Below are 19,052 nucleotides of genomic sequence, written 5' to 3'. Positions count from 1 at the left end.
GATGAACCAAATCACCCTGACGCTCATGAAGGTGGCGTTCCTGGCCGTGCTGTGGCTGTTCGTCATCGCGGCCGCAGGCGTCATCCGTGCCGACCTGTGGGGTTCGAAGGCCGCCGCGAAGGCCCAGCGGCCCCGGCAGGCCGCCCAGCCCGCCCGGCCGCCCCGGCAGGCCGCGGCGCCGCGCGTCAGGCGTGCGGAACCGACCAAGCTGGTGATCACCGAAGGAGCCCGCGCCGGCACGACGATGGACCTGGTGGGCACGGAGATAACGATGGGTCGGTCGAATGACGTCACGCTGCCTCTCGGAGACGACTACTCTTCGGGACGGCATGCCCGGCTCTTCTCGCAGAACGGTCAGTGGTTCGTGGAGGATCTCGGTTCGACGAACGGCACCTTTCTCGGGCGCGCCAAGGTGAGCAGGCCGGAACCCGTCCCCGTCGGCGTACCGATCCGCATCGGGAAGACCGTCATAGAGCTGCGCAAATGACCATCGGAATTCGCTTCGCCGCCCGGTCGGACGTCGGCATGCTGCGCGAGGGCAACGAGGACTCGGCGTACGCGGGCTCCCGGCTGCTCGCGGTGGCCGACGGCATGGGCGGCCACGTCGGCGGTGAGATCGCCAGTGCCGCCGCGATCGAGACCCTGAAGCCACTGGACCGGGACTTCCCCGCGCACGAGCTCGTCGGCGCGCTGGAGCAGGCGGTGCACCGGGCCAACGAGACGCTGCACAGCATCGTCGAGGGTGATCCGTCCCTGCAGGGCATGGGCTGCACGCTCACCGCGATGTTGTGGAACGGCCCGCAGGTCGCCCTCGTCCACATCGGCGACTCCCGCGCGTACCTTCTCCGGAACGGCGAGCTGTTCCAGATCACCCATGATCACACACTGGTCCAGTCGCTCGTCGACGAGGGTCGGATCAGCCTGGACGAGGCCGCTTCACACCCGCAACGCTCTCTCCTGCTGCGGGCGCTCGACGGCCGGGGTGAGGTCGATCCGGACATCTCGCTGCGCGAGGCGCAGCTCGGCGATCGCTACCTGCTGTGCTCCGACGGGCTGAGCACGGTGGTGACCGCGGAGACCATCCACCACGCGCTGAGCACGGCGGCAGAGCCGGACCAGGCCGTACGCCAGCTCATCGATCTGGCCAACCGCGGTGGCGGCCCGGACAACATCACCTGTGTGGTGGCCGACGTGGTGGAGCTGGAGCAGCAGCCCGGCCCGCCGTCGGTTCCGATCACCGCGGGTGCCGCGCACCACGCGGGCCGGGGCCGTGGCGAGGCGGACACGCCGCCCGGCGCGATGGCCGCGGAGACGCCGGCTCAGCGGGCGGCCGCGCTGCGGGAGCAGCAGCAGCCCGCGCCCGTGACCGTGGCCGACATGCCCGCGATCGCGCGGCAGCCGGAGGACACGCTGCCGCAGGAGGCGGTGGGGCGGCGGCGTCGTCGCTGGCCCTGGCTGGTGGCGGTGGCCGGCGCGGTCGTCCTGCTGGCGGCCGGCGGCGGGGGGTACGTCGCCTGGAGCACCATCCAGGGGCAGTACTACGTCGCGGCGGACGGCGGCCAGGTCGTCATCTACCAGGGGATGAACCAGAACCTCCTGGGCCTCAAGCTGTCCCACCTGAAGGAACGGCCGAGCCCGGCGTTGAAGGTCGCCGACCTGGCGCCCTCGGCCCGTGACTCGGTGACTCACACGATCGACGGCCTGGGCAGCCTGGGCAAGGCCCGTACCACCGTCAACACGCTGCGCAAGCAGGTGTGCCACATCGTCGTCGCCGACAACCCGCAGGGTGTCGTGACGATCTGGAAGGGCAAGGGCCAGAAGAACTCCATCGGCTGCGACGAGACGGTCGTCGAGCCATCGAACCCGCCGGTGCAGGTGAGCTCACTGCCCAAGCAGACCAAGGACACCGTGCACAGGGGCATCTCCGTGGCGGACGTCACGCAGGCCCGTGCCAAGGTGCAGGAGCTCCGCGACCAGGCCGACACGTGCAAGAGGAAGCCGGGCAAGTCCGGCTGTCCCCCCGTAAAGGCGAACACCACCCACTGATGACTTCCGCAGCCGCCGAACCCGAGGTTCAGATCGCGACCCGCCCCCGGCGGAGCGCTCAGCTCGCCATGCTGATCTTCGCGATGGTGATCACCATCGCGGGTTTCGCACAGGTGGGCCTGGCGCGAGACGGGAGCCTGCCCACCGGGATGTACGGCTACGGGGCCGGGCTGGGCGTGCTGGTCGCGATCTCGTACGTCGTCGTCGCGCGTTTCGCCCCGTACGCCGACCCGCTGCTGCTGCCGCTGGCCGTCTTCCTCAACGGCATCGGGCTGGCCATGATCTACCGGCTCGACCTGGGGACGAGCCGCGACGTCCAGCTGGCCCGCGCGCAGGGCAAGAACCCCACAGGCCTCTGGGCCTCCGCGCCGAACCAGCTGATGTGGACGGCGCTCAGCATCGCGGCGTTCGCGGCGGTGATCGTGCTGCTGCGGGAGATCAAGGTCCTGCAGCGGTACATGTACACGATCGGCGCGGTCGGGCTGTTCTTCCTGGCGCTGCCGGGTTTCCTGCCCTCGTCGATCAGTGGCAGCCTCGGCGCCAAGATCTGGATCCGGCTCGGTCCGTTCTCCATCCAGCCGAGCGAGTTCTCCAAGCTGGCGCTGGTCGCCTTCTTCGCCGGTTATCTCGTCAACAAGCGGCAGGCGCTGTCGATCGTCGGCAAGAAGATCGGGCCGCTGAACCTCCCGCGGGCGCGGGACCTGGGCCCGATCCTGGTGATCTGGGTGCTGACCCTGGGCGTCCTCGCGCTGGAGAACGACTTCGGTACGGCGATCCTGTTCTTCGGGCTGTTCGTGAGCATGTTGTACATCGCGACCGAGCGGTTCATGTGGGTGGCGATCGGCGGGCTGCTGCTGGCGTTCGCCAGCGCGCTCACGCCGTTCATCCCGCACGTGCAGCAGCGGATCAACATCTGGCTGGACCCCAAGTCGTACTTCGACGGCGGCTGCCAGGTCGGCAACAAGATCATCAATCAGATCCAGACCGTGGCGGCATGCCACGCGAAGGGCGGCACGTACATCGCCGACAGCGGCCAGTTGATGCGCGGCCTGTTCTCGCTCGGGCAGGGCGGGGTGCTCGGCACCGGCCTGGGGCAGGGCGAGCCGTGGCGCACGCCGTACTCCTTCAGCGACTTCATCTTCACCTCGTTCGGTGAGGAGCTCGGGCTGACCGGCGCGATGGTGATCCTCATCGTGTACGCGCTGATCGTGCAGCGGGGCATGAAGGCGGCGCTGGCCACGAAGGACAACTTCGCCAAGCTGTTCGCCGGCGGTGTGTCGTTCGTCTTCGCGCTGCAGGTCTTCGTCATCGTCGGCGGGGTGACGCGGCTCATCCCGCTGACCGGTCTGACGACGCCGTTCCTCGCCCAGGGCGGATCGTCGCTGCTCGCCAACTGGATCTTGATCGCCCTTCTGATCCGCATCAGTGACACCGCGCGGCGACCCGCGCCACAGCCGATCCAGGACGAGGGAATGACCCAGGTGGTGAGGACCCAGTGAACAAGCCGCTCCGCAAGGTCGCGGTGGCCGGCATGCTCCTGCTGGTCATCCTGATCATCAACGTGAACTACATTCAGGGGTCGCAGGCGGACAAGCTGCAGACCGACCCTCTGAACTCCCGACAGTTCGCGCAGCAGTGGGAGCACAACCGCGGCCCGATCATGGCCGGGAAGGTCACGCTGGCCTACTCCGAGAAGATCGGCGGCAAGGACGGCAAGGAGTACCAGCGGCACTACAACCAGGGCACGCTCTACTCGCCGATCACCGGGTACGTCAGCGTGTTCAGCCGCACGGGCCTCGAGTCGGCCGAGAACGGCCTGCTCGACGGCACCGACAAGCGGCTGGCCCTGCACAACTGGTTCGACATGCTGGTCGGCAAGAAGGCCGCCGGCGCCACCGTGCAGACGACGATCGACCCGGACGCCCAGCAGGCGGCCTACAGCGGCATCAAGAACCAGACGATCCGGCGCGGCGGCGCGGTCGCCATCGACGTCAAGACGGGCGCCATCCTCGCGATGGCCTCCTTCCCGTCGTACGACACGAACGACGTCGCCGTGCACGACGGGGAGAAGGCGAACAAGGTCTTCGAGTCGCTGAACAAGCAGAAGCCGGCCCCGATGCTGAACTACGCGACGCGGGAGACGTTCGCGCCGGGCTCGTCCTTCAAGATCATCGACTCGGCGGCGGCCATCGAGAGCGGGCAGTACAACAAGGACACCCCGACCGACGCGAACCGCCTCCTGCTCCCCGAGTCGGGCCAGGAGCTGCACAACTCCGACGGCGACGAGGCCAAGTGCAACGGCTCCCCGCCCCTGATCGACTCGTTCGCGGCGTCCTGCAACTCGACGTTCGGCCGCCTCGCGCTGACGCTGAAGCAGCAGACGCTCGAGAACATGGCGGCCAAGTTCGGCTTCAACAAGCCGACCGAGATCGAGAACGGCGTGTCCAGCGCCACCAGCGTCTACCCGACCAAGCCGCTCGGCGGTGACTCCCTGGCCCGCAGCGGCATCGGCCAGGAGGTCGTGACCGCCTCGCCGCTCCAGATGGCGATGGTCGCGCAGACCGTCGCCAACGGCGGCAAGATGATGAAGCCGTACCTCGTCAAGCGGGTCGTCGCCCAGGACCAGTCCGAGCTGGTGACCGCCGAGCCGAAGCAGATCGGGCAGCCGATCAGCGCCGACACGGCCGGCCAGATCCAGGAGATGATGCGCGCGGTCGTCGACCACGGTACGGCGTCGGCCGTCCTCGCCGGGCGGGACATCGCCGGCAAGACCGGCACCGCCGAGACCGGCATCGGCGGGATCAACGAGGACTGGTTCGTCGGCTTCGCCCCGAGGGACAACCCCAAGGTCGCCTTCGCGGTCGTCACCGAGGGCCCGGCGGGTTCGAGCGGTGCGAAGTTCTCGGCCCCGATCGCCTGGCGCATCGTTCAGGCGGTGCACTGACCATGACCACGCCAGACGTCCTGAACAACCGGTATGTGCTCGACGAACGTCTTGCCATCGGTGGGATGGGCGAGGTCTGGAAGGCCACCGACCGGCTCCTGGGCCGTCCGGTGGCGGTCAAGCTGCTCAAACAGCAGTACCTCGGCGACGAGACGTTCCGTGGGCGGTTCCGCGCCGAGGCGCGGTTCGCCGCGGCGCTGCAGCACAGCGGCATCGCCCAGGTCTTCGACTACGGCGAGCAGGACGACCTCGCCTACCTCGTCATGGAGCTGGTGTCGGGCGAGACGCTGTCGCAGATCCTCGCCCGCGACGGGCGGCTGTCGGTCGACGCGACGCTGGACCTCGTCGGGCAGGCCGCACGGGCGCTGCACGTCGCCCACTCGGCGGGCATCATCCACCGGGACATCAAGCCCGGCAACCTGATGGTGACCGGTGACGGCACCGTCAAGATCACCGATTTCGGCATCGCGCGCAGCGGCGACAGTTCCATGACGCAGACCGGGATGGTCATGGGCACCGCACAGTACGTCTCGCCGGAGCAGGCGACCGGCAAGAAGGTCACCCCGGCCGCGGACCTGTACTCCCTGGGCGTCGTCGCGTACGAATGCCTGGCCGGGGGGCCGCCGTTCATCGCCGACACCCCGGTCGCCCTCGCCCTCAAGCACGTACGGGAGGATCCGCCGCCGCTGCCGTCGTCGGTGTCCCCGGCCGTCCGAGGGCTCGTCTCGACCATGCTGGCCAAGCACCCGGACGACCGTCCGCGGTCGGCAGCGGAGATCGCCGAGGGCGCGTACGCCATCCGCCACTCGCTGGGCGTCGGCGACGCCGCCGTCGCCGAGGAGACCGCGCTCGCGTACGGATGGACGGTCGAGGCCCCGCTCGCCGCCGGGGACGACCTGCCGGAGTCCTCGCGGGCCGGCGACGCGACCGTCGGTTTCGCCGCGGCCGGCATCGCCCTGGGCGGTGTCGTCGCCGAGGGCGCGGACGGGTCCGGGGACGGTCTGTCGCCCAGGGCCGCCGCACGCCGCCGTCGGCAGCGGGTCAGCCGGTACGTGCTCGTGGGCGCCGCTCTCGTCGTCGTTCTCGGTGCTGGCGTGTTCACCGTCACAGCGCTGTGGAAGGGCCCCGGCCACACTAAGCTCGTGGACGGCAACCGGGTTCAGCCCGCCGGCGGCACCGCCCCGACGAAGCACGTCAAGCGGCCTCGTCTTGGCGTGCCGAGCAATCGGCCCGTACCCTCGGGTTCGACCTTCGAACGGACCAGTCCCAGCCCGACGCCGAGTTCGGTGACGAGCTCGACGCCGACCACGAAACCGACCAAGACGAGGAGTACCCCGACAACGACGCCTACCACACCGGCGGTGGACTCACCGCCGACCTCTCCGGAACAGTCACCGCCTGAGAGCCCCCCTTCAGGCGAGTAGGTTCGGAGAGCACGGTGTAGACGACGAGGGAAAGTGCGAGACATGACTCAGCCTCGGCTACTCGGTGGTCGCTATGAGCTCGATGGTGTCATCGGGCGTGGTGGCATGGCCGAGGTCTACCGAGCTCGGGATCTCAGGCTTGATCGAATAGTCGCGATCAAGACGCTGCGGGCCGACCTGGCCCGTGACCCGACGTTCCAGGCGCGGTTCCGCCGGGAGGCGCAATCCGCCGCCTCGCTGAACCACCCGTCGGTGATCGCGGTGTACGACACCGGCGAGGACCTCATCGACGGCAGCCCGATCCCCTACATCGTCATGGAGTACGTCGAGGGGCGCACGCTCCGCGACGTCCTGCGCGACGAGCACAGGCTGTCGCCCGAGCGGGCGATGGAGATGACCGACGGAATCCTGCGCGCGCTGGACTACAGCCACCGCGGCGGGATCGTGCACCGGGACATCAAGCCCGCGAACGTGATGCTGACCACCGGCGGCGAGGTCAAGGTGATGGACTTCGGCATCGCCCGTGCGCTGGCCGACTCCGCCGCCACGATGACCGCGACCGCCCAGGTTATCGGCACCGCGCAGTACCTCTCGCCGGAGCAGGCGCGGGGCGAGCGGGTCGACGCCCGCAGCGACCTGTACTCCACCGGCTGCGTGCTGTTCGAGCTGCTCACCGGCCGTCCGCCGTTCCAGGGCGACTCTCCGGTGGCCATCGCCTACCAGCACGTGCGGGAGGAGCCGCCGGCGCCGTCGCAGATCGATCCGTCGATCCCGCGCTGGGCCGACGCGATCGTCCTGAAGGCGCTGACGAAGGACCCCAACTACCGGTACCAGAGCGCCGCGGAGATGCGCGCCGACATCCAGCGCGCGCTGCAGGGCATGCCGGTCGCCGCCCCGACCATGGCGATGAACGGCGGCACGCAGGTCATGCAGGGCGGGCCGCCGACTCAGGGGACCCGGCCCGCGACGATGGGCTACGACCTGCCGCCGGTGCACTACGCCGAGCCGGAGGAGCCCGAGGGCCGCGGAAAGAAGATCGCACTGGGCGTCGTGGTCGCGCTGCTCGCCGTGGGCGCGGTGACGGCGCTGTTCTTCATGTTCAAGGGCGGCGGGGCCTCGAAGGACCCCAACACCGTCGCGATCCCGACCGGCATCGTCGGCAACGACCAGGACTCCGCGAAACAGCAGCTGACGGATCTCGGCTTCACAAAGATCACGACGAAGAAGAAGTCGAGTGACAGCGTCGACAGCGGCAAGGTCATCAGCGTCTCCCCGACCGAGAACACCAAGATCGACAAGGCACAGGTGGCCACCACCGAGGTCACCCTGGTCGTCTCGACCGGAAAGCCGAAGGTCACGGTGCCCAGGGTCCGGGGGCTGAGCGAGGACGACGCCAAGAACGCCATCGAGAACGCCAACCTCAAGGTCGGCAACACGGACAAGCAGAACAGCTCGTCCGTGCCCAAGGGATACGTGATCAACTCCGATCCGGACTCCGGCTCGAAGGTGGCGGAGGGCACCGAGATCAACCTGACCATCTCCGACGGCCCGGGCAAGACGACGGTGCCCTCGGAGGTCGGCAAGCAGGTCTCCGACGCAAAGGCCGACCTGCGCAGCAACGGCTTCGGCGTCCGGGTGACCTACGTCGACGCCCAGAACGGCGAGGCGCCCGGCACGGTCGTCGACCAGAACCCCGGTCAGGGCGAGACGGCGAACCGCGGGAGCACGGTGACCCTGATGGTCACCAGGCAGCAGACGCAGCAGCCGCCACCCGACCAGCCGAGCACGAGTCCGTCGCAGCCCGGTAAAGGTGGCTGGCCGGGCTTCTGACGCGAACCGACCGAGGCCTCCTCGCCCTTCCCCGGGCGAGGAGGCCTCGTCGTTCGTGGGAGGCCTCGTCCTACGCGGGGGCGCTCTTCGCGGGAACCGGGCCGGGGGGCGTGGCGCACCGGAGGGGGTGCGGACATGAGGGAGGGCTTCCGCCGCTCGGGGGCAACGGCGGAAGCCCTCACTCGTTGATCCGTATTGACCCCCCAGGGCGTTACACGCTTCGCCCAGAAACTTTTTACCGATGTTTTGCGGCCGGGGTGGGGGGTGCCGTAGCCGACGTGCCGCCGTCGTCCACCGTTCCGTGATCGAACTGCACCTGGGGCTCGAACCAGGGGAAGACGACGTACCAGAGCAGGACGCCGACCACGAGCAGGCCCACGACGGCGATGTAGACGCGCGTCACCGTGTCACCGGGCAGGTGCCGCCACAGCCAGGAGTACATCAGGAGGTCGCTCCGTTCACCCGGGGGATCGAGCCGACCATCCGCCCGAACACGATGAGCCGCTCGGCGGCGGAGTACTTCGGATGGCAGGTGGTGAGCGTGATCAGCCGATCGGTGGGGTCCTTGGTCGGGTGTTCCGGCACCGGGGCCACGACGCTGACGTCGGTGGGCGACACGACCTTCTTGCCGGTGACCTTGTAGGTGTACTGCCGGGTCCGGGTGTCGATGAGGATCTTGTCGCCGGCGTGCAGTTCGTTGAGGCGGTTGAACGGCGCCAGGTACGTCGTCCGGTGCCCGGAGACGACGAAGTTGCCGATCTCGCCCGGCATCGCGGTGCCGGGGTAGTGGCCGGGTCCCTTGCGCAGGTCCGCGACGGACACGCCCTCGATGATCACGTAGTGGAACCCCTTGCCCAGCCGGGGGATCCGGATCAGCGCGAGGCCGTGGCCGAGCCGGACGCGCTCGGTGGTCACGGCACCCGTGGCCTTCCGCGGCGGTGGGGCGGCCCAGTCGTGGGTGAGCTCGCCACTGAGCTTGTGCTGCTCGGCCTGGGTGTACGCGCCCGTGCCCCACAGCTCGTACGCGACGAACAGCAGCAGGACGACTCCGGCGGTGATGCACAGCTCGCCGAGGCTACGGATGAGTGTTCGCACCGTCGGGCTCCAGCGCGGTGGCGTACTTGGGCTGCACGTTGCCCGTGTAGGCGGGCAAGGTCGTCTTCTTGAGGGTTCTCACGGTGTACCCGAGTCCGTATTCGGCGACGTACTGCCGGTAGACCTGAATGTCCGGCGAGGCGTCCAGCGCCGCTCGCAGCCGGCCCGGATCTCCGGTCGCGGTGATCCGGAACGGCGGCGAGTAGACGACGCCCTGGAGGATGAGCGTATTGCCGACACAACGTACGGCGCTGGTGGAGATCAAGCGTTGGTCCATGATTTGCACGCCCGTTGCACCGCCGGTCCACAGTGCGTTGACGACGGCCTGGACGTCCTGCTGGTGAACGACGAGGTCGTCCGGGCCGGGGTCGCCGGGGATCCGCCGCCCGGTGGGCGCGTCGTCGAGGGTGACGCGCAGGCCACGTCCGGTCAGCTGGGCGAGCCCCGCACGGGTCGCGAGGCGGTCGGCGGCCTCCTGCGCGGCCTTGACGCGTGCGTCGCGCTGCGCGGCCGCCCGTACGAGACCCTCGACCTGCCGCCGCAGGTGGCGGTAGTCCGCCTGCGAGCCCTGGTACTGCCGCTGTTCCTGGGCGATGAGCTCGGTGACCTTCGTACGGCCGCCGCCGCGCAGGTCCGTACCGTGAGCGGTGCTCGCGCTGGCGGCGAACAGGGTGCCGGCGAAGATCGTGAGAGCCGGGATCGCGTACCGCCACGGCCGGCGGGCGCCGCTCATCCCGCCATTGCCGGGTTTTGCCCGCATCGCGACACCCCACCGCCCCCAATAAGGTCGTACGCTGCTCACCAGCGACTACGCTAACTGACAAATTGACCCATGCGCGGACCCGGCGTGCGGCCGCGTTCCGCCCGAGGAGAGACCCCGTGCCCAAGTCGAAGGTACGCAAGAAGGCCGTCTACACTCCGCCGCAGCGCTCGCAGAAGGTCTCGGTCAGCCCGCGGTGGCTGGTGCCGACGATGGTGGGCTGCTGGCTGGTCGGCCTGGCCTGGATCGCCGTCTACTACATCACGGCGAGCGTCGGCGCCACGGTGCCGCTGATCACCACGCTGAGCAACTGGAACCTCCTCATCGGTTTCGGCGTGATCGTGATCGGCGTGGTGCTGTCGACGCGCTGGCGTTGACTTCCCCACACGGTTATCCACAGCCTGTGGACCGCGCTGGGGGTTATCCACAGGAGCCGTCCCCAGCCTTCTCTCGTGCCGCGCTCCGCGGGCGGACACGTCCGTGGCCGCCCGCGCGTCACCGGCGGAGCGGTGCGCCCGGCTGTCACTGACGCCGGCGAAACCGTGCTCCCGGCTCTCGCTGACGCCGGCAAGGCGGTGCTTCCGGCCGTCGGCGATGCCGGCCGGGGCGGTGCGCCGCGGGTCGGCATCGCGGACGTGCGCGGCGTCGCGTGGACGTGTCAGGACGCGAGCGCGGTGGCCACGGCGGTGAGGACGACGAGCAGGGCCGCGACGACCGCCGACGCGGCGACCTGGACGGCCTTCTGCCGACGACGCGGAGCGTAGGCGAACGCGACCGCGAGCACCGCACCGGTGACCAGCCCGCCGACGTGCCCTTCCCAGGAGATCCCGGAGAAGGTGAACGTGAAGACCAGGTTGATCACGATGAGGAAGACGATGCCGCGCGTGTCGACGCCGAGCCGGCGGCCGACGACGAAGAACGCCGCGAACAGCCCGAAGATCGCCCCGGAGGCCCCCACGGCCGGCTGCAGCGGGGCCACCAGGTAGAGCAGGACGTTCCCGCCGATCGCCGACAGAACATAGAGCACGGTGAACCGCACGCGGCCCAGCACCTGCTCCAACTGCGGGCCGAGCACCCACAGCGCCCACATGTTGAACAGGATGTGGGTGATGCCGAGCCCGCCCGCGTTCATCGGCACATGCAGGAACGCGCCGGTGATCAGGCGATACCACTCGCCGTCGGCGACACCGATCCCGGGGAGCCGGCCGCGCGCGGGCATGCCGCCCAGCATCTCGAACCGGTCGACGAACGTCGGCGAGACCAGCTCCCCCAGGTAGGCGAGGACGTTCAGGCCGATGAGCGTCAGCGTGACCGCCGGGCGGCCGCGCACCCGGCCGCCGAACACCGTACGCGGCTCGCGCACCGTCCGGTTGCCGTCGTGGACGCACTCGGGGCACTGGTGCCCGACCGAGGCCACGCGCATGCAGTCCGGGCAGATCGGCCGGTCGCACCGCGTACACCGGACGTAGGTCTCCCGGCCCGGATGCCGGTAGCACATCGAGGCCTCGGGGGCCGGGGCCTGCGCCGGATCGGTGCTCATCGTCGCCTTCTCGTCTGTGGCCGGTTATCCGTCTAACGACGCTCGATCGTCACCGATTCCAGGACGACGTCCTTGACCGGGCGGTCATTGCGGCCGGTCTCGGTCTTGGCGATCGCGTCGACGACCTCGCTGCCCTGCACGACCTCGCCGAAGATCGTGTGGCGGCCGTTCAGGTGCGGCGTGGGGACGACCGTCACGAAGAACTGCGAGCCGTTCGTGCCGGGCCCGGCGTTGGCCATCGCCAGGAGGTACGGCCGGTCGAAACGCAGCTGCGGGTCGATCTCGTCCTCGAACTCGTAACCCGGGCCGCCGATGCCCTGGCCGAGCGGGTCCCCGCCCTGGATCATGAAGCCGTCGATGACCCGGTGGAAGATCGTGCCGTTGTAGAGCGGGGTCCTCGACCGCTGACCGGTCGCAGGGTGCCTCCACTCGATCGTCCCCTCGGCGAGACCGACGAAGTTCTCGACGGTCTTGGGCGCCTTGTCCGGGAACAGACGGATGACGATGGGCCCCAGATTGGTGTTGAGGGTCGCGATGAGTTCTCCGGCCATGAAGACCGCCTCCTCGTTTCGGAGTGTGCCCGTGTCGGGCGTGTTCGGATACGTCACTGAGGTAGCCAACGCTACTGGCCTCGACGTGTTCCCCGAACGCCCCGCCCGTACCGTCACCGAACGTCCGAACAGTCCGTCGCCGAACGGACGAACGGTGCCCTCACCGGTCCGGTGATTGACATCGCCTACCGGGGGAAGAGGTTGGTCGAGACCGCACATAACGGAGGGGTATAGATGTCCCTACGATCGATGACCAGTAAGAAGCCGCAGGTCAAGCTGAGCGGCTCACAGCTGACCCGGGCGCAGAAGCGCGCGATGCGCAGCGCGCGGCAGCTGCGCCTCTCCGAGCTCAGCCGGGCGCAGAAGCGCGCCATGATGTCGGCTCAGCGGACCGCTCAGCGGACCGCACAGGGTGCGCAGACCGCGGCGCAGACCGCCCAGACGGCGGCCCAGCGGACCGCGGACCGGCTCGGCCCCACGGCGGGTCAGGCCCGCGACATGGCCTCCACGGGCGTGTACCACGCCCGCGTCTGGGGCGCGCCGCGGCTGGACCGCGCCGGCGCGTACATCGAGAAGGAGCTCGCCCCCCGGGTCGGCGCGATGATGCGCCGGACGGCCAAGCGGCTGGAGCCGCCGCAGCCTCGGCGGCGCCGTGGCATGGCCACCACGCTGCTCCTGGCCGGCGGCGCCCTCGGTGCCGCCGGAGCGATCGCGACCCGCCGCAACGTCGCGCGCAGGCAGGCCGAGGAGCCGACGTCCGCGCCGTCCGAGCGCCTCTCCTCGGTGTCGGACAGCGACAGCGGCAGCGACCGTGCTCGCACGTCCTGACGTTCGATCGGCGGTGGGCCCCGCCAGATGGCCGGGCCCCCCCCCGTTCCGCACCCCGGTCTCGGCACCCGGAAGAGGCGGTCATTCGGTGCGGCATGGCCCGGCCATTCTTTTCGGCCGGTACGGCCATTCTGACGGGACGCGACGCGGTCTGGCCGACAGCGGATGCCATATCAAGGGATCAAACGGACATCCCATGCCGTACCGTTTCCGGCATGTCGCTAAGGTCGTCGATCGGTTCCGCGACCCGCAGGGTGGTGGCGGTGGCTCTGCACCGGGGCTGGGAGTGGGTCCGCCGGCATGGCGAGATAACACCGAGCACCCCGGCCGGACGGCGATTCGGCCATCTGGGAAAAGGCGTCTGCATCGGATTCCCCACCGGGGCGCTGTTCGGCGAACCCTGGATCCACATCGGCGACGACACGCTCGTCGGGGTACACGTCACGATCTCGGCCGGCTTCGTCCCCGGCCTGGATCTGGGCCCCGATCCCATCGTCACGATCGGGAAGGCCTGTTCGATCGGCCGCGGCAGCCACATCGTCGGTCACCAGTCGATCGAGATCGGCAACGACGTCTTCACCGGCCCGTACGTCTACATCACCGACCAGAACCACGGCTACGCCGACCCCGACGTCCCGGTCGGCCGGCAGTGGCCGGTCAACGACCCGGTCATCATCGGCGACGGGTGCTGGCTCGGCGCCGGTGCCATCATCCTGCCCGGCACCCGCCTGGGACGGAACGTCGTCGTCGCCGGTGGGGCGGTGGTGCGCGGGGAGTTCCCCGACCACAGCGTCATCGCGGGCGTGCCCGCCAAAGTGGTACGGCGCTACGACCCGGAGACCGGCTGGCGGCCGCCGTTCCCGGAGACGCCGCTGGACGAGGCCACCCTCGCGGCGCTGGCCGAGTTGCCACCGATCTCGGGACCGGGCGAACTGGCGAGCTGACCGCCGCTGACCGCCGCCCCGACCGGGGCGGACACCATGATGCCGCCTGAGGGGCTGGTCCTTATTACCGCGTCAAAGCAGGGTCAAGCGCTCTTATCGGGAATGGAGCCGGTTAGAAGCCGTAAAAGGTCCCGGAAGGTGGTGGCCACCATGGCGCTGCTCCTGGTGGTGCTCGTACTCGCCCTTCTCCTCGGCGGGTTGGGATTCGCCGTCCACGTCCTCTGGTGGATCGCCCTCGTCGTTCTGGTCCTCTGGCTGCTCGGTTTCCTGTTCCGCGCGGGAGAGGGCCGGCGCTGGTACCGCTGGTGACCGGTGGCCGGTGACGGCCGTCACCGGCCTGCGGGGGGCGGGGCGACCGCGACTCAGAACGTGATCCATCGACCTCACAGCCGCTCCGCCCGCTCTCACCGTCCGGTTTCACAGCCGCGCCGCCCGCTCTCACAGCCGCGCCGCCCGCTCTCACAGCCGCGCCGCCCGGTTTCACAGTCGCGCCGCGCGCCGGTGCGCCGAGCGTCACCTCTTGGTTACCGCCCGCGGCGCCGATCGTAATGGGCGGATCCGACGCTGGCCTTCTCCTCGATTCCGACGGACGGGCCAGGAAGGCGGCGCGATGAGCACCACGGAGCAGACCATCTACGACAGGATCGGCGGCGAGGAGGCGCTCGTCGCCGTGGTCGACGACTTCTACGTACGGGTGCTGGCGGATCCGAAGCTGACCGGCTTCTTCGCAGGCGTCTCCATGCCCCGGCTCAAGGGCCGCCAGGTGGAGTTCTTCGGGGCGGCCCTGGGCGGGCCGCAGGTCTACGCGGGCGCGCCCATGCGGCAGGTGCACCAGGGACGCGGCATCGAGCAGGAGCACTTCGACCTGGTCGCCGGGCACCTGACGGACGCGTTGACCGGCGCCGGAGTGCCGACCCCACTGGTCGAGCAGATCATCGGAGTGGTCGCCACCCTCGCCCCGGACATCGTCTCCGCCAAGGTCACGAGCTGAGGCCGCATCCCGGTACGGATCGGCGACCGCCGGCCCTCTCGATCGCCCGGGGCCCTGCCGCACGAGGTGGCGGGGTCCCGGGCGATCCGTGCCGGCCGAGCGCCCGTATCCGGCCGAGCGCCCGTATCCGGCCGAGACGTGCTATCCCCGGGTGTCGAGGCCCTCGTCGGCGGTGAGGCGTTCCCCGATGCGCCGCATCACGGCCGGGAAGCAGACCACGGCGACCAGCGCGATGAGGATCCAGACACCGCTGGCCACGGGCAGCCAGCGCGCGGCTCCGGAGGGGTAGGGCACGACGTTCCGGTAGAGCGTGTAGCCGAGCACGACGATCGCGGCGATCGGAATCACGATCTCCCACCGGGACACGGTCGAGGTCCGGGACAGCATCCGCGCCGCGCCGACCGTGGCCAGCAGGTAGACGACCAGGACGATGAACGTGCCGACGGTGCCGATCCAGCCCCACACCGACTGCACGGGCTGCCGGAGGATCCAGCCGAAGACCACCACGGACGCGACCATCACGGCCGACACCGTGATCGTGGCTCCGACCGGCGTGCCGAAGCGCGGGGAGATCCGGGTCATGAAGCCCGTCTTGGCCGTCGCCGACCGGGCCAGGGAGAACGACAGCCGCGCCGCGCCGACGACGCAGCCGAGCGCACCGCCGAACGCCGAGACCATGGTCCCCACCGTGACCAGGTCACCGACCCAGGAGGCCAGGTAGGTGCCGCCCAGGTCCCCGAAGAGCGAGCCGCTGGCGTGGAAACGGTCGAGGTCGGCCGGCCGGGTGCCGAAGCCCATGACCTCGACGGCGCTGGTGAACACGTAGAAGACGCCGCCGATGAGCACGGTGCCGAGGATGGCCCGGGGGATGCTGCGGCGCGGCTCGCGGGCCTCCTCACCGAGGGTGGCCGCTCCTTCGAACCCGGCGAAGGCGAGGAAGCCGAACACCGCACCGAGGAACAGCGACGAGCCGCCCGTTCCCTTCGCCGGCTGGAAGACCGACAGGGTGAACGTCTGCCCCTGGGGACCGCCCCCGCTGCTGATCTTGAACAGCACGACCACGCTGACGATGACGATCAGCACGACGGTGGCGAGTTCGAACACCAGAAGCAGATCCGCACCCCGCTTGGCCGGGGTGATGGCGACGGCCGCGGCGACGACCACGACGATCAGGGCGACGAGGTAGGGCAGCCGGCCCGGCGGCTCGGTGGCCAGGCCCAGGGACTTCAGGAGCGACGAGGAGAAGATGGCGGCCGAGTAGGCGCTGCTCGTCCCGAAGAGCAGGTAGGTGCCGAGCAGGCACCAGCCCGCGATGGTGCCCACGCGGGCGCCGAGGGTCGCGCCGACGAACCCGAAGACCGATCCGGACGTGTTGAAGTGCTGGCTCAGCCGGACGAAGCTGTGCGACAGCAGCAGAACGCCGACCGTGGCGATCGCGAAGGTGAGCGGGATGGCGCGGCCGGCGGCGGGTTCCGCGCCCTGCGGGTTGATGTTGGCCGACAGGGTCAGGCCCATGACGCCGATCGAGACGCCGAGGACCTGCCAGAGGCTGAGGTTCCGGCGGAGTCCCCGGGCGGGCGGGGTACCGGTCTGGTGCGCCGTCGGCGTGTGTCTGGCGCCGGACTGCTCCGTGGTCATCGTTGGCACCTTCTTGACTGAGATCGGGGGACGACGAGCCGAAGAACCCTCGCTCCCCGCGGCCGGTGGGACGTGGGGGCGGCGAGCACCTGGAGCACCGTGCGGGCGAACCCCCCGAATCCGCCACGCACGGCCACCCGATGTCCGGTCCTCGGCCGCGCATTGCTCAGTCCGTAGAGGCACCGGCTCACAGTGTGCGCCATCGCGGCCGATGACCCCTACCAAGACTGATGTCTGACAACATCGATCTGATGTCTGCCGCCTTACTGTGGCCGGAGTCCTCCGCCATCGTCAAGAGGCACTTTCCAGCAGTTCACCAGGCACCCACCCGATCGCTCCGCAGAGATCGAGCGCAGCTTCTCTGACGGAGGACGCCCAGGGGACGCGGTTCCCGACAGTGAGAGCGTTGACATCCCCAGACCGATCAGACATAGTCCGTAGTCGTCAGACAAGTGCTGTACAGATCAGACAACGCCTCGGGGCAGCGGCGTCCGCCGTGCGACCGCCCCCGGTCCGCAAAGGAGCCTCCATGCTGAACTTCGACGAAGAGCGGTTCCTCCGCATTCAGTCCGGCGCGGTAGCCCTCGCCGACGACCTCCACCGCACCATCGCCGAGTGCCTCAACAAGGGCGCCCGCAACCTGTTCTTCGCCGGCTCCGGCGGCGCCGGCATCCTGATGCTCCCGGCCGCCCGCCTGCTGCAGACGCGCTCGACCTTCCCGGTGTACGTGGAGATGCCCGCCGAGCTCGTCGTCACCGGCTCTCCGCACCTGGGACGCGACTCGATCGTCGTCATCCCGTCTCTGTCCGGGACGACCAAGGAGAGCATCGAGGCCCTGGCCTACTGCCAGGAGCGGGGCGCCACGGTCATCACGCTGACCGGACACGCCGACAGCCCCCTCGCCGAGCGCGCCGACCACACCTTCACGAACTTCGCCGAGGACGACACCTCGTGTGAGTCCTTCTACCTCCAGTCGCTGATCATCGCGCTGGCGGTGATGGGGGAACGCGGTGAGATCGACGACTACGCCGAGGTCGTCGGAGAGCTGAAGCGGCTGCCCGAGCTGCTGCTGGAGGTCAAGCGCGGCTTCGAAGAGCGCGCCGAGAGGTTCGCCGCCCAGATCCAGGACGAGCCGTACCACATCATCACCGGCTCCGGGGCGACCTGGCCGGAGGCCTTCTACTACGGGATGTGCATCCTGGAGGAGATGCAGTGGATCCGCACCCGTCCCGTACACGCCTCCGACTTCTTCCACGGCACGCTCGAACTGGTCGAGCAGGGCGTGAGCGTCATCGTGTTCAAGGGGGAGGACGAGACCCGGCCCCTCGCCGAGCGGGTCGAGGCCTTCGTCCCCCAGTACACTGACAAGCTCTCGGTGTTCGACACGGCCGAGTTCGCGCTGCCCGGCATCTCCCCGCGGGTCCGCGCCCTGATCTCGCCGGTGATCCTGGCGACGATCTTCGAGCGCGTGAGCGCCCACCTGGAGGTCAAGCGCGACCACCCGCTGACGACCCGCCGCTACTACCGGCGCGTGTCGTACTGAGACGGCCGAGGTGACGGGCGTGTCCGGACAGGACGACACCCCGGCGGACGGGCCGCCGTTGTTCGCCGCGGTCGGCGACAACACCATCGACGAGTACGTCGGCGCGGAGTCGCGCAGCTACGTGGGCGGCAACGCCCTCAACGTGGCCGTACAGCTGCGGCGCCTCGGCCACGCCTGCCGGTACTCCGGTGCCATCGGCGCCGACACGGCGGGGGCGCGGGTGCGGACGGCCCTGGAGGCCCAGGGCGTACGGACCGACGGACTGGTCACGCTGCCGGGGCACACCTCGGTGTCCCGGATCCGCGTGGACGCGACGGGCGACCGGACCTTCGAGTTCGAGGACTTCGCGGTGACCGCCGACTACGTCCCCGACGAACGGGAGCTCGCCGCGCTCGCGCGCTGTGCCGTGGTGCACATCGGGATGCTGCCCGCCGCGGGTGAGGTCCGCCGCCGGCTGTACGGCAGCGGTCCCATCGTGAGCCAGGATTGCGCGGTCAGCCCGGGGTTCGACCACCTGGACGTCGCCTTCTGCTCGGCGGGCGAGGACGAAGGGCGCGCCCGTGCGTACGCCGAGGAGGCCGTCCGCGGCGGCGCCCGCCTCGCGGTGGTCACCTGCGGTGCGGCCGGCAGCCTCGCCTACGACGGCCGTGACTGGTGGCGGACGCCGGCCGAGCCCGTCACCGTGGTCGACACGACCGGCGCGGGTGACAGCTACATCGCCGGATTCCTCGCGGCGCGGGCGACCGGCGCCGACGTGGCGCAGGCCATGCGGGCCGGTGCCCGTACCGCCGCGCGCACGTGCGCCCACGTGGGCGCCTGGCCCCAGGACGCGGCACCGGTCGGCTGACCCGGCGCCGATCGACCTCCGCAGCCGGAGGGCCGGGAGATCGGCCGGTGACCGCGACCCCGGCCGGTGAC

Annotated in this window: 19 protein-coding genes; 13 read left to right on the top strand and 6 right to left on the bottom strand. The window is 69.9% G+C overall.

Translation table 11 applies throughout. The features are described 5' to 3' along the window. Position 1 precedes the first annotated feature (1 nt). Genes NDW01_RS17880 through pknB form a run of 6 tightly spaced genes read left to right on the top strand, consistent with a single transcriptional unit; the run spans position 2 to position 8,244 of the window. Complete coding sequence (locus tag NDW01_RS17880) at positions 2-487, top strand: FHA domain-containing protein FhaB/FipA (protein WP_252785207.1); 486 nt, start codon at positions 2-4, stop codon at positions 485-487. Further along, positions 484-2,046: a PP2C family protein-serine/threonine phosphatase gene (locus NDW01_RS17875; protein WP_252821929.1), complete on the top strand. Its 1,563-nt coding sequence runs from the start codon at positions 484-486 to the stop codon at positions 2,044-2,046. The genes NDW01_RS17880 and NDW01_RS17875 overlap by 4 nt, the downstream gene beginning before the upstream one ends. After that, entirely contained in the window at positions 2,046-3,545 is a 1,500-nt protein-coding gene (locus NDW01_RS17870; RefSeq protein ID WP_252821927.1) for an FtsW/RodA/SpoVE family cell cycle protein, read from the top strand. Before NDW01_RS17875 ends, NDW01_RS17870 begins: the two co-directional genes overlap by 1 nt. After that, a complete protein-coding gene (locus NDW01_RS17865; RefSeq protein ID WP_252821925.1) occupies positions 3,542-4,990 on the top strand; it encodes a peptidoglycan D,D-transpeptidase FtsI family protein in 1,449 nt (482 codons plus the stop codon). The genes NDW01_RS17870 and NDW01_RS17865 overlap by 4 nt, the downstream gene beginning before the upstream one ends. A gap of 2 nt (positions 4,991-4,992) precedes the next feature. After that, positions 4,993-6,414 (top strand): serine/threonine-protein kinase, encoded by a 1,422-nt coding sequence (locus tag NDW01_RS17860; RefSeq protein ID WP_252821923.1) that lies wholly within the window; start codon positions 4,993-4,995, stop codon positions 6,412-6,414. Between the two features lie 42 nt (positions 6,415-6,456). Further along, positions 6,457-8,244, top strand: coding sequence for a Stk1 family PASTA domain-containing Ser/Thr kinase (gene pknB / locus NDW01_RS17855; RefSeq protein WP_252821920.1), 1,788 nt, complete (start codon positions 6,457-6,459; stop codon positions 8,242-8,244). Positions 8,245-8,479: 235 nt separating this feature from the next. Here pknB and NDW01_RS17850 read toward each other — a convergent pair whose 3' ends face one another. From NDW01_RS17850 to NDW01_RS17840, 3 genes are read right to left on the bottom strand one after another with little or no spacing between them, the layout of a single operon-like run. Continuing rightward, the gene (locus tag NDW01_RS17850) at positions 8,480-8,686 is read right to left on the bottom strand and encodes a hypothetical protein (protein WP_252821919.1); all 207 of its coding nucleotides are present in this window, start codon (positions 8,684-8,686) and stop codon (positions 8,480-8,482) included. Further along, positions 8,686-9,339, bottom strand: a complete 654-nt coding sequence (locus NDW01_RS17845) for a class E sortase (protein WP_252821917.1) — start codon at positions 9,337-9,339, stop codon at positions 8,686-8,688. Before NDW01_RS17845 ends, NDW01_RS17850 begins: the two co-directional genes overlap by 1 nt. Next, the gene (locus tag NDW01_RS17840; protein WP_252821914.1) at positions 9,320-10,099 is read right to left on the bottom strand and encodes a DUF881 domain-containing protein; all 780 of its coding nucleotides are present in this window, start codon (positions 10,097-10,099) and stop codon (positions 9,320-9,322) included. The genes NDW01_RS17845 and NDW01_RS17840 overlap by 20 nt, the downstream gene beginning before the upstream one ends. A gap of 119 nt (positions 10,100-10,218) precedes the next feature. Here NDW01_RS17840 and NDW01_RS17835 point away from each other — a divergent pair, with 119 nt between their 5' ends. Further along, positions 10,219-10,476 (top strand): cell division protein CrgA, encoded by a 258-nt coding sequence (locus tag NDW01_RS17835; RefSeq protein WP_252821911.1) that lies wholly within the window; start codon positions 10,219-10,221, stop codon positions 10,474-10,476. Positions 10,477-10,757: 281 nt separating this feature from the next. Here the strand turns inward: NDW01_RS17835 and NDW01_RS17830 are convergent, their stop codons facing one another. Beyond that, positions 10,758-11,639 carry a rhomboid family intramembrane serine protease gene (locus tag NDW01_RS17830; protein WP_252821909.1) on the bottom strand — a complete coding sequence of 294 codons (882 nt, stop codon included), beginning with the start codon at positions 11,637-11,639 and terminating at the stop codon, positions 10,758-10,760. A 32-nt stretch (positions 11,640-11,671) separates the two neighbouring features. After that, a complete protein-coding gene (locus NDW01_RS17825) occupies positions 11,672-12,190 on the bottom strand; it encodes a peptidylprolyl isomerase (RefSeq protein ID WP_252821908.1) in 519 nt (172 codons plus the stop codon). 249 nt (positions 12,191-12,439) lie between these two features. Here NDW01_RS17825 and NDW01_RS17820 point away from each other — a divergent pair, with 249 nt between their 5' ends. From NDW01_RS17820 to NDW01_RS17805, 4 genes are all read left to right on the top strand, one after another. Beyond that, positions 12,440-13,018, top strand: coding sequence for a hypothetical protein (locus tag NDW01_RS17820; protein ID WP_252821905.1), 579 nt, complete (start codon positions 12,440-12,442; stop codon positions 13,016-13,018). 215 nt (positions 13,019-13,233) lie between these two features. Next, complete coding sequence (locus NDW01_RS17815; protein ID WP_252821904.1) at positions 13,234-13,962, top strand: acyltransferase; 729 nt, start codon at positions 13,234-13,236, stop codon at positions 13,960-13,962. 150 nt (positions 13,963-14,112) lie between these two features. After that, a complete protein-coding gene (locus NDW01_RS17810) occupies positions 14,113-14,271 on the top strand; it encodes a hydrophobic protein (protein ID WP_252785221.1) in 159 nt (52 codons plus the stop codon). A gap of 301 nt (positions 14,272-14,572) precedes the next feature. Then, positions 14,573-14,953, top strand: coding sequence for a group I truncated hemoglobin (locus tag NDW01_RS17805; RefSeq protein ID WP_252821902.1), 381 nt, complete (start codon positions 14,573-14,575; stop codon positions 14,951-14,953). A gap of 141 nt (positions 14,954-15,094) precedes the next feature. On the opposite strand, the gene NDW01_RS17800 is transcribed toward NDW01_RS17805, so the two are convergent. After that, complete coding sequence (locus NDW01_RS17800) at positions 15,095-16,591, bottom strand: APC family permease (protein ID WP_252821900.1); 1,497 nt, start codon at positions 16,589-16,591, stop codon at positions 15,095-15,097. A gap of 529 nt (positions 16,592-17,120) precedes the next feature. Between NDW01_RS17800 and NDW01_RS17795 the strand changes: the two genes are divergently transcribed. Next, positions 17,121-18,134, top strand: a complete 1,014-nt coding sequence (locus NDW01_RS17795; protein WP_252821898.1) for an SIS domain-containing protein — start codon at positions 17,121-17,123, stop codon at positions 18,132-18,134. A gap of 19 nt (positions 18,135-18,153) precedes the next feature. Further along, on the top strand, positions 18,154-18,981 hold the full coding sequence (locus NDW01_RS17790) for a PfkB family carbohydrate kinase (RefSeq protein WP_252821896.1): 828 nt from the start codon (positions 18,154-18,156) through the stop codon (positions 18,979-18,981). Positions 18,982-19,052 lie beyond the last annotated feature (71 nt).

The sequence above is a fragment of the Actinoallomurus soli genome (assembly GCF_024055715.1).
GTDB classification, from domain to species: Bacteria; Actinomycetota; Actinomycetes; order Streptosporangiales; family Streptosporangiaceae; genus Actinoallomurus; species Actinoallomurus soli.
The sequence above is the reverse complement of the archived record's forward strand: the minus strand, read 5'-3'. Positions and strand labels throughout refer to the sequence as shown.

Bases quoted from the DNA above. Each gene is read 5' to 3' on its own strand.
- NDW01_RS17880 (WP_252785207.1), top strand. From the start codon at position 2: ATGAACCAAATCACCCTGACGCTCATGAAGGTGGCGTTCCTGGCCGTG.
- NDW01_RS17875 (WP_252821929.1), top strand. From the start codon at position 484: ATGACCATCGGAATTCGCTTCGCCGCCCGGTCGGACGTCGGCATGCTG.
- NDW01_RS17870 (WP_252821927.1), top strand. From the start codon at position 2,046: ATGACTTCCGCAGCCGCCGAACCCGAGGTTCAGATCGCGACCCGCCCC.
- NDW01_RS17860 (WP_252821923.1), top strand. From the start codon at position 4,993: ATGACCACGCCAGACGTCCTGAACAACCGGTATGTGCTCGACGAACGT.
- pknB (WP_252821920.1), top strand. From the start codon at position 6,457: ATGACTCAGCCTCGGCTACTCGGTGGTCGCTATGAGCTCGATGGTGTC.
- NDW01_RS17850 (WP_252821919.1), bottom strand. From the start codon at position 8,686: ATGTACTCCTGGCTGTGGCGGCACCTGCCCGGTGACACGGTGACGCGC.
- NDW01_RS17840 (WP_252821914.1), bottom strand. From the start codon at position 10,099: ATGCGGGCAAAACCCGGCAATGGCGGGATGAGCGGCGCCCGCCGGCCG.
- NDW01_RS17830 (WP_252821909.1), bottom strand. From the start codon at position 11,639: ATGAGCACCGATCCGGCGCAGGCCCCGGCCCCCGAGGCCTCGATGTGC.
- NDW01_RS17825 (WP_252821908.1), bottom strand. From the start codon at position 12,190: ATGGCCGGAGAACTCATCGCGACCCTCAACACCAATCTGGGGCCCATC.
- NDW01_RS17820 (WP_252821905.1), top strand. From the start codon at position 12,440: ATGACCAGTAAGAAGCCGCAGGTCAAGCTGAGCGGCTCACAGCTGACC.
- NDW01_RS17815 (WP_252821904.1), top strand. From the start codon at position 13,234: ATGTCGCTAAGGTCGTCGATCGGTTCCGCGACCCGCAGGGTGGTGGCG.
- NDW01_RS17810 (WP_252785221.1), top strand. From the start codon at position 14,113: ATGGCGCTGCTCCTGGTGGTGCTCGTACTCGCCCTTCTCCTCGGCGGG.
- NDW01_RS17805 (WP_252821902.1), top strand. From the start codon at position 14,573: ATGAGCACCACGGAGCAGACCATCTACGACAGGATCGGCGGCGAGGAG.
- NDW01_RS17800 (WP_252821900.1), bottom strand. From the start codon at position 16,591: ATGACCACGGAGCAGTCCGGCGCCAGACACACGCCGACGGCGCACCAG.
- NDW01_RS17795 (WP_252821898.1), top strand. From the start codon at position 17,121: ATGCTGAACTTCGACGAAGAGCGGTTCCTCCGCATTCAGTCCGGCGCG.